The organism is Aeromonas sp. RU39B (assembly GCF_900156095.1).
Lineage (GTDB): Bacteria > Pseudomonadota > Gammaproteobacteria > Enterobacterales > Aeromonadaceae > Aeromonas.
This window is the reverse complement of sequence record NZ_FTMJ01000007.1, coordinates 189,459-201,188: the sequence shown is the minus strand read 5'-3', so window position 1 is coordinate 201,188 and position 11,730 is coordinate 189,459. Positions and strand designations below refer to the sequence as shown.

Sequence of the window (11,730 nt, the reverse complement as noted above, 5' to 3'; positions counted from 1 at the left end):
TGGTCACTTCATCAGACATTGAAAATCAAAAATTGTTTTTGATGCTTCAATCCTGCGAGTGCCCACACAGATTGCTTGATTCAATTTGTTAAAGAGCTGCGCGATTCTCATCGCGACGGGAGTGGCATTCTACGCACATCCCGGTGTGAGTCAAGCCTTATTTCACAAGGCTTTTTCTCACTTCGACCGGCTCGCTGCCTGTGCGGCGTTGCCCTGTCGACGGAGGCGCATTATAGGGAGTGAGCCGGATTTGGCAACAGGGAATTTGAGAAAAATCACACATCGCAGTTCGTTCGCTCAAATTGCCAGCAATGCGCCGCAAATCTAAGCTAAAACGTCCCTACACAGCCGATATAGCGTGATGAGACATAACCTGCCGGTGCCAGCGTCAACTCCCTGATGATCAGCTGCGCCCCTTCGGGTAACATAGCGCCCCTTTACGTTTTCACCTCTATTACTGGGCTTTGGAGAGTTTGATGCCTTTTGCACTTGGCCAACGTTGGATTAGTGATACAGAAACTGATCTCGGTTTGGGGACGGTGGTGGCCGTCGAGGGTCGGATGGTGACTCTGTTGTTCCCTGCCTCCGGCGAGAACCGTATGTATGCCAAGGATGATGCCCCGGTGACGCGAGTCCGCTTCAACGAAGGAGACCAGATCGCCAGCCACGAAGAGTGGACCATGGTGATTGAAGCGGTTCATGAGAAAGACGGCCTTCTTATATATGCAGGGATCCGCACTGACACCGAGGAGCAGGTTCTGCTCAAAGAGGTGTTTCTCAGCAACTTTATCAAGTTCAACAAACCGCAGGATCGCCTGTTTGCCGGTCAGATCGATCGCATGTCGCGCTTCACCCTGCGTTATGAATCCCTGATCAATCAACATCAACGCCGTCTTAACCCCACTCGTGGTCTGGCCGGTGGCCGTGTCAGCCTGATCCCGCACCAACTCTATATTGCCCACGAAGTGGGGCACCGCTATGCACCACGTGTATTGCTGGCCGATGAGGTGGGTTTGGGTAAAACCATCGAAGCGGGCATGATCATCCATCAACAGCTACTTTCCGGTCGCGCCAAGCGAGTGCTGATCCTGCTGCCCGAAACGCTGCAGCACCAGTGGCTGGTTGAGATGATGCGTCGTTTTAGCCTGCACTTTTCCCTGTTTGATGAAGAGCGCTGCGTTGAGGCGTTTGCCGAAGCAGAGAATCCCTTCGAGACCGAGCAGTTGGTACTGTGCAGCATCGATTTCCTGCGCAAAAAACGTCGCCGCTTCGAACAGGTCTGCGAAGCCGAGTGGGATCTACTGGTCGTGGATGAAGCCCATCACCTGGAGTGGAGTGTCGATGCCCCCAGCCGTGCCTATGAAATGGTTGAAGCGCTGGCAGGCCAGGTCCCGGGCGTACTGCTGCTGACCGCGACCCCCGACCAACTGGGTCACCAGAGCCACTTTGCCCGGCTGCGTCTACTCGACCCGGAACGCTTCTATGATTACGACGCGTTCCTCGCCGAGGAGCAGGAATACGGAGCCATTGCCACTGCAGCTCAAGCGCTATTGGATGGCAGTGAGCTCAGCGGCGAAGCTAAAGCGTTGCTGGCCGAACAACTCGATGGTGTGGATCTGTCAGACATGGCGAGCCGCCAGCAGGCGGTAGGCAAACTGCTCGATCGTCATGGCACTGGCCGCGTGCTGTTTCGTAACAGCCGCGCCACGATTCAGGGCTTCCCCGAGCGCCATCTGAATGTTTATCCGATGGCACTACCGGAGCAGTACAAGACAGCGATCAAGGTGATGGGCATGATGGGCGGCAACACCGGCGATCTGCAGACCCGTGCCCTGCGCTATCTCTACCCCGAGAAGATTTTCCAGCAGTTTGAAGGCGATAGCGCCAGCTGGACCCAGTTTGATCCCCGCATCGACTGGTTGCTCGAATTGCTGTTGTCGGCGCGCCAACAAAAGGTCCTGGTGATCTGCTCCGAAGCCGCCACCGCCATCGCGCTAGAAGAGGCAGTACGCACCCGTGAAGGGATCCGCGCTGCAGTGTTCCACGAAGGGATGTCCCTGATCGAGCGGGACAAGGCGGCAGCCTATTTTGCCCAGCAAGAGGGCGGCGCCCAGGTATTGCTCTGCTCCGAGATTGGCTCGGAAGGCCGCAACTTCCAGTTTGCCAGCCATTTGGTGCTGTTTGATCTGCCGCTTAACCCGGATCTGCTGGAACAGCGTATCGGTCGTCTCGACCGGATTGGTCAACGCAACACCGTCGAGATTCATGTCCCCTATCTCGACGAGACCTCCCAACATGCCCTGCTGCGCTGGTATCACGACGGTCTGGATGCGTTTGAACAAACCTGCCCGACCGCGCGGCCGGTGTTTGAAGAGGTGCGTGACGACCTGTTCACCGTTTTGGCCGCTAACGACAGCAGTGACGAAGCGCTGCAGACGCTGCTTGATCGCACCCGCGCCATCCACGAACCGCTCAAGACCAAACTCGAATCCGGTCGGGATCGCCTGCTGGAAATCCACTCCAGTGGCGGCGATAAGGCCACGGCGCTTGTTACCCAGCTCGAAGCCGAGGATGACGATACCGGCATGGTGTCGTTTGCCCTGAAGATGTTCGACGAGATCGGTATCAACCAGGATGATCGCGGCGAGAATGCGCTGGTGCTCACTCCGGGCGATCATATGCTGGTTCCCTCGTTCCCTGGCTTGCCGCAAGATGGCATGACCGTCACCTTCGAGCGTGAGACCGCCCTCTCCCGTGACGACATGGCGTTCATCTCCTGGGATCACCCCATGCTGCGCGGTGGTATCGACCTGATTCTTGGCTCCGAGATTGGCTCTACCTCAGTCGCTCTGCTTAAGAACAAAGCACTGCCGGTGGGCTCCATTCTGCTGGAGCTGATCTTTGTGGCCGAGTCTGCCATGCATCCGCAACTCTATCGCTTTATGCCGCCGACACCGATCCGTCTGCTGCTCGATAAAGGCGGTAACGATCTCGGTGACAAGGTACCTTTCGATACCTTCAACCGCCAGCTGACGCCGGTCAATCGCCACCTCGGCAGCAAGCTGGTTACCGCTTCCCAGCCGCAGATCCATGCCCTGATTGGTAAAGGACAAGCGCTGGCAGAAACGCGCAAGGCAGATATCATGGCGCAGGCCTACGAACGGATGACCCGCACCCTTGGCGACGAACTGGCTCGTCTGACCGAGCTCAAGGCGGTCAACCCCAATGTGCGTGACAGCGAACTGGCCTATCTGCAGCAACTGCAGGCAGAATTGCAGCACCTGATCGCGCAGACCCAACTCAAGCTGGATGCTATCCGCTTTATCGTGGTCGCCCACCAGTAACAGAGTGAGAGAGATGATCGACTACCATCCGCCCAAAGAGCCATGGCTCGAGATCCTGCACAAGGATCGCGACATCATGGTGGTGAACAAACCAACCGGTCTGCTGAGTGTGCCCGGCCGTGGTGCCGAGTATGAAGACAGCGTGCTGTGGCGCGTCCAGCAGGAGGGATTTCCCCGGGCGGCGGCAGCCCATCGTCTCGATATGGCCACCAGCGGTGTCATCGTGATCCCGCTCAACCCCAACGCTCACCGCGAGTTGAGCCGTCAGTTCCGCGAGCGGGAGACCGACAAACACTATCTGGCTTGGGTGTGGGGCGAGATGAGTGAAGAGTGCGGTCAGGTCGACCTGCCTCTGTGTGTCGACTGGCCGAACCGGCCAAAGCAGAAGGTCGATTTTACGGAAGGCCGGCATGCCCTCACCCTGTGGCAAAAACTGAAAGTGGACAATGGCTGCACCCTGGTCAAGCTGACTCCGATCACCGGGCGCTCGCACCAGCTACGGGTGCATATGCTGGAGCTTGGCCATCCGATCCTGGGTGACAATCTCTATGCGCATCCACAGGCCCTGGCTGCCGCGCCGCATCTCTATCTGCACGCAGCCAGGCTGGCGTTTACCCACCCACGCAGCGGCGAGCGAGTCGCCTTCGAAGCTGCTCCACCGTTTGCACTCTGAGTGACGCCTGAATGCTCGAAAAAAAAGCCTCGGCCATGCCGAGGCTTTTTATGTTGCAGTACGTTATCAGACACGAATGTCGATATTGCTGCCCAGCGAACCACCGGCCGACTTGGGCGCCGGGGTGGATTGAGCCGCAGTTTCTAGCAGACTGAGCGCTGCTTGACCCTGTTGCTCCTGCTGTTTCTTGGCCAGGCTGGCAACCAGCGCTTCTTGGCCATAGCTGGCAGAGACGGACCCTGATATTTCCATGGTTTACCTCCTGTCCAAACCAAGTATCGGCCACTCACCCCATTCCATGACCCTTTTTTGGCCACATACGGGGAATTAGTTCATAACTGACTGTTTATAAAAACGAAAAAGGCCCTCATTCGAGGGCCTTTCAAGACAGGCTGGTTAGCGGGGCATTACATCATGCCGCCCATGCCACCCATACCGCCCATGTCCGGCATGGCCGGAGCGTCTTTCTTCGGCAGTTCGCTGACCATGCACTCGGTGGTGATCATCAGACCGGCGATGGACGCGGCGAATTGCAGGGCAGAGCGGGTCACCTTGGTCGGATCCAGGATACCCATCTCCAGCATGTCACCATACTGTTCGGTGTAAGCGTTGTAACCGAAGTTACCTTCGCCAGCCTTGACGTTGTTGGCAATCACGGAGGCTTCTTCACCAGCGTTATCAACGATTTGACGCAGCGGAGATTCCATGGCGCGCAGGGCAACCTTGATACCGACGTTTTGGTCTTCGTTGTCACCACGCAGGTTAGCCAGCTTGCCGGCTACGCGAACCAGGGCCACACCACCACCGGCAACCACACCTTCCTCAACGGCAGCGCGAGTTGCATGCAGGGCGTCTTCCACGCGTGCTTTCTTCTCTTTCATTTCGACTTCGGTGGCAGCGCCAACCTTGATCACGGCTACACCGCCAGCCAGCTTGGCCACGCGCTCTTGCAGCTTCTCGCGATCATAGTCAGAAGAGGTCTCTTCGATCTGTTGACGGATCTGGGCAACACGACCTTCGATAGCAGAGGCTTCGCCCACGCCGTCGATGATGGTGGTGTTTTCCTTGGTGATCACAACGCGCTTGGCACGGCCCAGATCTTCCAGAGCAGCCTTCTCGAGCTCAAGACCAACTTCTTCGGAGATAACAGTACCGCCAGTCAGGATGGCGATGTCTTGCAGCATGGCCTTGCGACGGTCACCAAAGCCCGGAGCCTTAACGGCAGCGACCTTGACGATACCACGCATGGTGTTGACGACCAGCGTCGCCAGAGCTTCACCTTCCACGTCTTCAGCAACGATAATCAGCGGCTTGCCAGACTTGGCCACGCCTTCCAGTACCGGCAGCATTTCGCGGATGTTGGAAACCTTCTTGTCTACCAGCAGGATGAACGGATCATCCAGTTCAACAGCGCCGGCTTCCGGCTTGTTGATGAAGTACGGAGACAGGTAGCCACGATCGAACTGCATACCTTCTACAACAGCCAGCTCATCTTCCAGACCTTGGCCATCTTCAACGGTGATAACGCCATCACGGCCCACCTTGTCCATGGCTTCAGCAATCAGCTTGCCGACCTTCTCGTCAGAGTTGGCAGAGATAGTACCAACCTGAGCGATGGCATTGTTGTCAGCGCAGGGGGTGGACAGCGCTTGCAGTTCAACCACAGCAGCAGTCACGGCCTTGTCGATACCGCGCTTCAGATCCATCGGGTTCATGCCGGCAGCAACAGCCTTCAGACCTTCGTTAACGATGGATTGGGCCAGTACGGTGGCGGTAGTGGTACCGTCACCGGCAGCGTCGTTAGCCTTGGAAGCGACTTCCTTGACCATCTGGGCGCCCATGTTCATGAACTTGTCTTCCAGCTCGATTTCACGAGCTACGGACACGCCATCCTTGGTGATGGTCGGTGCGCCGAAGGACTTGTCCAGCACCACATTACGACCCTTCGGGCCCAGGGTGACCTTGACCGCGTTGGCCAGGATGTTGACACCCTCGAGCATCTTTACACGAGCGTCGTTACCAAATTTAACGTCTTTAGCAGCCATCTTGTTCAATCCTTATCAATGAGTCGGTTAAGGGGTGAATTACTCTTCGACAATCGCCAGGATGTCGGTTTCAGACAGGATCAGTACGTCCTGACCATCCAGCTTCTCGGTCTTCACACCGTAGCCTTCGTTGAAAATCACCTTGTCACCAACCTTCACAGCCAGCGCTTTCACTTCGCCATTATCCAGAATTCGACCAGTGCCCACGGCCAGAACTTCACCACGGGTGGACTTCTGGGCCGCAGTACCAGTCAGCACGATGCCGCCAGCAGATTTGGCTTCGGCTTCGATGCGCTTGATGATGACGCGGTCATGCAGTGGACGAATTTTCATCGATAACTCTCCCAAAATGAGTTTTCTATGTTTGTTTACGAGTAGTGGCCATACCTGGCCAAGCTCTTCTAGATGTCTCAGATGTGGGGGCAGGGCTGCGACCTTCAAGGGTCGATGCAAAAAAAATTTTTTCACGTACCATTGAATCGCTTTATCGACTCAGGAGTTCCCCTTGTCTCTCGCCAATCCGTTGCACCACGCCCCCATACCGACGCTGCTGGCACGGATGACGATTCCCATGACCGTCGGCATCATTGCCATTCTTGCGTTTAGTCTGGTCGATACCTTTTTCATCGGGCTGCTCGGCACTGACGCTCTGGCTGCCGTCAGCTTCACATTCCCGGTCACGCTGCTGGTCACCTCGCTCATCATGGGACTGGGAACCGGGCTTTCCGCCGTGCTGGGACACACGCTCGGCCAGGGGAAACACCATGAGGCGGCGCTGCTGACCAGCGACACCCTGCTGTTGACCCTGCTGCTGATTGCCGGTTTGGGCGTGGTGGGCGCCTTGACGATTCACCCTCTCTTTACCCTGATGGGGGCGGCACCGGCGCTTATCGAGCTGATCCACGACTACATGCTGATCTGGTATCTGACGGTGCCGCTGCTGGCCATCCCCATGGTAGGGAATGCAGCAACGCGCGCCACCGGGGATACCCGAACCCCGAGCCTGGTGATGGCCGTCTCCGGCTTGGTCAACGGCATGCTCGATCCTCTGCTGATCTTTGGTTGGGGACCGGTGCCGGCCTATGGCATCAAGGGTGCAGCCATCGCCACCTCCATCTCCTGGTTGATGGCCATGCTGGTCAGTTTGCGGATCCTGCGCCGCCGTGACCGCTTGCTGGAGTGGCACGGCCATGGTTGGCAGGTGCGCTGGCAGCACTGGCGGCGGGTGCTCCAGATTGCGATTCCGGCGGCGCTCACCAATCTGCTCACACCACTGGCAACTGCGCTGCTACTGATGATCCTGGCCAGTCTCGGCACCGAGGTGATCGCCGCCTATGGCGCGGCTTCGCGGGTAGAATCTTTGCTGCTCATCGTCATGATGGCGCTTTCGTCGGTGTTAGCGCCGTTTGTCTCGCAAAATCTCGGCGCCGGTCAGCCGGCCAGAGCCCGCTCAGCGCTGCTGATTGCCATGCATTTTGCCCTTTTCTGGCAGGGAGGCATCGCCCTGCTGGTCTGGCTGTTGGCGCGGCCAATCGCAACCCTGTTTAGCGATCAGGCCACCGTCATTGATGCCATCAGCGACTACCTGCACTTGCTGCCGTTTGGCTATGGCGCCCAGGCGTTGGTGATGCTGCTGGCGTCGGCGCTTAACGGGATGCGCGCTCCGCTGATATCCCTGCTGTTCGGTGGTATCCGGCTGTTTGTACTACTTCTACCACTAGCCTGGCTCGGTGAGTGCGCCTTCGGTCTGCATGGCGTGTATGGCGGAATGCTGCTGGCCAATCTCACTGCCGGTGCGCTGGCCTATCTGTTTGCCCGCCGCCATGTCGATGCGCTCTGTCAGCGGCGCCTGGCCCAGATATGACAAGGGGACCGACCGGTCCCCTTGCTGCTTATTCCTTACGCTCATACTCACCCTCGATGGTGTTACCACCGGATGAGTTGCCTGGCGCTCTCGACCCACCAAAACCACCACCACTCGAGACAAAGCGGGTTGAGCCCAGCAGTTTGCCGGCAACCCAGTTGCGCAGCGCCGGTTGCAGCAACAGCACCGCCACCATGTCGGTGACAAAACCGGGGATGATCAACAGCAGTCCGGCCAAGGCGAGCAGCAGGCCGCTCAACATTTCACGCCCTGGTAAAATCCCTTGCTGCATCTTGCTCTGGGCCTCCAGCAGGGTTCGCACGCCTTGGCTACGCACCAGCGACGAGCCAACCACGGCGGTCAGGATCACCAGCGCGATGGTAGGGAGCGCCCCAATCACACCGCCCACCTTGATCAGGACCAGCATTTCCAGCAGAGCCAGACCGACCAGCCCGGCGAACAGTTTTCCCATGATGACCTCAGTGTTGACCTAGCCGGAGCATCTCTCCGGGCTCTTATCCATAAAATGGGGACGATTTAGCCACTTTCAATATGGAATGAGAGTTCAAAAAATCACGGTTTACCCCAATTATTTCGTCAAAATAAGAAGTAGTTAAAAAATATTTTATATAATTTCTGTTGATATTTTTGATAAGACTAAAAAAACGTGCCTGATTATCAAATTTAGTGATCAACGTCTGATTTCAATTTACCTCTGATGGGATAAGATGAGTCCAGTTTCAGGGGCCATTGCCCCACCTCCTGTCCCACACGACGTGAATAGCTTCAGGATGATCATTGCGCAAGGAACACGCAGCCACTCGGTGAGGAATGTTCAAACTGCTTTGATTTCTGAGGCAACAGAATGAGCGACAATAAGAACGTCCGCATTGAAGAAGACCTGCTGGGTACCAAAGAAGTATCTAACGATGTTTACTACGGTGTGCATACACTGCGAGCCATCGAGAACTTCAAGATCAGCACCCAGAAAATCTCCGACGTCCCCGAATTCGTTCGTGGCATGGTACTGACCAAAAAGGCAGCAGCCCTCGCCAACAGTGAACTCGGCACCATCCGTCCTGAGATCGCGGACAAAATCATCGAAGCCTGTGACCTGATGCTCAGCACCGGTAAATGCTTTGAGCAATTCCCGGTTGACGTCTTCCAAGGCGGCGCCGGTACCTCCGTCAACATGAACACCAACGAAGTGCTGGCCAACATCGCGCTTGAGCTGATGGGTCTGGAGAAGGGACGTTACGACGTCATCAACCCCAATGACCACGTCAACAAGTGCCAGTCCACCAACGACGCCTACCCGACCGGTTTCCGCGTTGCCGTGGTCAACAGCACCGACATCACCCTGTTTGCGCTGGAGTCCTTGATTACGGCCTTCGAGCAGAAGGCTCAAGAGTTCCGCAGCATTCTGAAGATGGGTCGTACCCAGCTGCAAGACGCCGTGCCGATGACCCTGGGCCAAGAGTTCCACGCCTTTGCCGTCACCCTGCGCGAAGAGATCAAGTCTATCAAGCGCTGCCAGGAGCTGCTGCTGGAAGTGAACCTGGGTGCCACCGCTATCGGTACCGGTCTGAACACCCCACCCGAGTACTCCAAGCTGGCGATTCAACGCCTGGCCGAGATCACCGGTCGTGCCTACGTTCCAGCAGAAGATCTGATCGAAGCCACCTCCGACTGCGGCGCCTACGTGATGCTGCACGGCGCACTGAAGCGCATGGCGGTCAAGCTCTCCAAGATCTGTAACGACCTGCGTCTGCTCTCCTCCGGTCCGCGTACCGCACTCAAGGAGATCAACCTGCCGGAGCTGCAAGCTGGCTCGTCCATCATGCCGGCCAAGGTCAACCCGGTTATTCCGGAAGTGGTCAACCAGGCTTGCTTCAAGGTCGTGGGTAACGACATCACCATCACCATGGCTGCCGAAGCGGGTCAGCTGCAGCTGAACGTTATGGAGCCGGTGATTGCACAGGCACTTTTCGAATCCCTGAGCCTGCTGGAGAAATCCTGTATCTCCCTGCGCACCAAGTGCGTGGAAGGGATCACTGCCAACCCGGAAATCTGCCGTAACCACGTGCTGAACTCCATCGGCATCGTCACTTACCTCAACCCCTTCATTGGTCACCATGAAGGTGATGTAGTCGGGAAGATCTGCGCCCAGACCGGCAAGAGCGTGCGTGAAGTCGTGCTCGAGCGTGGTCTGCTGACCGCCGAACAACTCGACGAAATTCTCTCCATCGACAACCTGATGAACCCGCAGTACACCGCCAAGCGTTACACCCGCGCAACGGTCTGACGGATAAAACGGGGTGGGCACCAGCCCACCCCGCAGAGCCGTTTCCCGGGATTCCTGTCTGCCATGCAGGGGACTCGGGAGTCGGCTTTTGCAGCACACAGCGTCATCAAAAACTAAAAAACATGGAGTCTATGTATGATTGGGATTGAGCTACTTGTCGTCCTCGCGGCGATCTATCTGGGGGCCAGAATTGGCAGTATCGGGATCGGCTTTGCCGGCGGTCTCGGTGTGCTGGTTCTGACTTGGGGTCTGGGCGTCAGCATCCCCAGCGACCAACTGGTTTCATACATCCCTTGGGATGTCATCATGATCATCGCCTCGGTGATCTGCGCTATCGCCTGCATGCAGCTGGCCGGTGGTATGGATTACCTGGTGCATCTGGCCGAGAAGGCTCTGCGTAAGAATCCCAAGCAGATCACCTTCGTGGCACCGGTTGTCACCTATCTGATGACCATGCTGGCCGGTACTGGCCACACCGCCTTCTCCACCCTGCCGGTGATTGCCGAAGTGGCCAAGGAGCAGGGCATCCGTCCGTCCCGTCCACTCTCCATCGCCGTTGTTGCCTCCCAGATTGCCATCACCGCCTCGCCGATCTCGGCCGCCGTGGTTGCCTTCTCCGGTATGCTTGAGCCGCTGGGTGTCGACTATCTGACCCTGCTGGCCATCTGCATCCCCTCCACCTTCATTGCCTGCATCCTGGGCGCCTTTGTTGCCAACATGCTGGGCAAGCCGCTGGAGCTGGACGAAGTTTATCTGGATCGCAAGGCCAAAGGTCTTATCAAACTGCGTGGCACTGCCCAAGTTGAAATCAAGCCGTATGCCAAGCTGTCGGTCTGGATCTTCATCGCTGCCATCGTTGCAGTCATGGCTTACGCCACCGCCATCTCTGGCAAGGTGGGTCTCATCACCAACCCGCCGATCCCGCGTGACGGTGCCATCATGGGCATCATGCTGGCTGCGGCCACCATCATGGCCCTGGTCTGCAAGCTCGACCCGACCCAAGTGACCAACATGCCGACCTTCAAGTCCGGTATGTCTGCCTGCATCTGCGTTCTTGGTGTCGCCTGGCTGGGTAACGTCTTCGTGAAGGGCAACATGGATACCATCCAGCACTTCGCCGGCGACCTGCTCAACCAATACTCCTGGCTGCTGGCCGTGGTGCTGTTCTTCGCTGCCATGCTGCTCTACTCCCAAGGCGCGACCACCAAGGCCCTGATGCCGGCTGCACTGGCTCTGGGTGTGAGCCCGCTGACTGCTATCGCCTCGTTCGCAGCCGTTAGCGCCCTGTTCGTTCTGCCGACCTACCCGACCCTGTTGGCCGCAGTCGAAATGGACGATACCGGTTCAACGCGTATCGGCAAGGCGGTGTTCAACCACCCCTTCTTTATTCCGGGTGTTGCGACCATCGCCATGGCGGTTGCACTGGGCTTCTTCTTCGGCGGCATGATGCTCTAATCCTGCCCCGACCAAACGAAACGAGCCGGCACATGGTTGCCGGC

General features: G+C 57.4%; 9 protein-coding genes. 5 read left to right on the top strand and 4 right to left on the bottom strand.

Features of this window, described 5'->3' with window-relative positions:
* Positions 1-476: 476 nt before the first annotated feature.
* Together rapA and BW958_RS11840 are read left to right on the top strand one after the other, a co-directional pair.
* Entirely contained in the window at positions 477-3,344 is a 2,868-nt protein-coding gene (gene rapA / locus BW958_RS11845) for an RNA polymerase-associated protein RapA (protein ID WP_076575940.1), read from the top strand.
* Between the two features lie 13 nt (positions 3,345-3,357).
* Entirely contained in the window at positions 3,358-4,017 is a 660-nt protein-coding gene (locus BW958_RS11840; RefSeq protein WP_076575939.1) for a pseudouridine synthase, read from the top strand.
* A gap of 66 nt (positions 4,018-4,083) precedes the next feature.
* Here BW958_RS11840 and BW958_RS11835 read toward each other — a convergent pair whose 3' ends face one another.
* The 3 genes from BW958_RS11835 to BW958_RS11825 form a co-directional block, all read right to left on the bottom strand.
* Positions 4,084-4,269, bottom strand: coding sequence for a hypothetical protein (locus tag BW958_RS11835; protein ID WP_076575938.1), 186 nt, complete (start codon positions 4,267-4,269; stop codon positions 4,084-4,086).
* A 155-nt stretch (positions 4,270-4,424) separates the two neighbouring features.
* Positions 4,425-6,062: a chaperonin GroEL gene (gene groL / locus BW958_RS11830; RefSeq protein ID WP_076575937.1), complete on the bottom strand. Its 1,638-nt coding sequence runs from the start codon at positions 6,060-6,062 to the stop codon at positions 4,425-4,427.
* Positions 6,063-6,101: 39 nt separating this feature from the next.
* Positions 6,102-6,395 (bottom strand): co-chaperone GroES, encoded by a 294-nt coding sequence (locus tag BW958_RS11825; RefSeq protein ID WP_005340573.1) that lies wholly within the window; start codon positions 6,393-6,395, stop codon positions 6,102-6,104.
* Between the two features lie 172 nt (positions 6,396-6,567).
* Between BW958_RS11825 and BW958_RS11820 the strand changes: the two genes are divergently transcribed.
* Positions 6,568-7,926, top strand: coding sequence for an MATE family efflux transporter (locus BW958_RS11820; RefSeq protein ID WP_076575936.1), 1,359 nt, complete (start codon positions 6,568-6,570; stop codon positions 7,924-7,926).
* 28 nt (positions 7,927-7,954) lie between these two features.
* On the opposite strand, the gene BW958_RS11815 is transcribed toward BW958_RS11820, so the two are convergent.
* Positions 7,955-8,398, bottom strand: a complete 444-nt coding sequence (locus BW958_RS11815) for an FxsA family protein (RefSeq protein ID WP_076575935.1) — start codon at positions 8,396-8,398, stop codon at positions 7,955-7,957.
* A gap of 393 nt (positions 8,399-8,791) precedes the next feature.
* Between BW958_RS11815 and aspA the strand changes: the two genes are divergently transcribed.
* Entirely contained in the window at positions 8,792-10,231 is a 1,440-nt protein-coding gene (gene aspA, locus BW958_RS11810; RefSeq protein ID WP_076575934.1) for an aspartate ammonia-lyase, read from the top strand.
* Positions 10,232-10,366: 135 nt separating this feature from the next.
* Positions 10,367-11,686 (top strand): anaerobic C4-dicarboxylate transporter, encoded by a 1,320-nt coding sequence (locus tag BW958_RS11805; RefSeq protein ID WP_076575933.1) that lies wholly within the window; start codon positions 10,367-10,369, stop codon positions 11,684-11,686.
* The last annotated feature ends 44 nt before the right edge of the window (positions 11,687-11,730 follow it).

Coding starts and splice junctions, on each gene's coding strand:
- BW958_RS11815 (WP_076575935.1), bottom strand. CDS start 8,398: ATGGGAAAACTGTTCGCCGGGCTGGTCGGTCTGGCTCTGCTGGAAATG.
- BW958_RS11805 (WP_076575933.1), top strand. CDS start 10,367: ATGATTGGGATTGAGCTACTTGTCGTCCTCGCGGCGATCTATCTGGGG.
- BW958_RS11825 (WP_005340573.1), bottom strand. CDS start 6,395: ATGAAAATTCGTCCACTGCATGACCGCGTCATCATCAAGCGCATCGAA.
- groL (WP_076575937.1), bottom strand. CDS start 6,062: ATGGCTGCTAAAGACGTTAAATTTGGTAACGACGCTCGTGTAAAGATG.
- rapA (WP_076575940.1), top strand. CDS start 477: ATGCCTTTTGCACTTGGCCAACGTTGGATTAGTGATACAGAAACTGAT.
- aspA (WP_076575934.1), top strand. CDS start 8,792: ATGAGCGACAATAAGAACGTCCGCATTGAAGAAGACCTGCTGGGTACC.
- BW958_RS11840 (WP_076575939.1), top strand. CDS start 3,358: ATGATCGACTACCATCCGCCCAAAGAGCCATGGCTCGAGATCCTGCAC.
- BW958_RS11835 (WP_076575938.1), bottom strand. CDS start 4,269: ATGGAAATATCAGGGTCCGTCTCTGCCAGCTATGGCCAAGAAGCGCTG.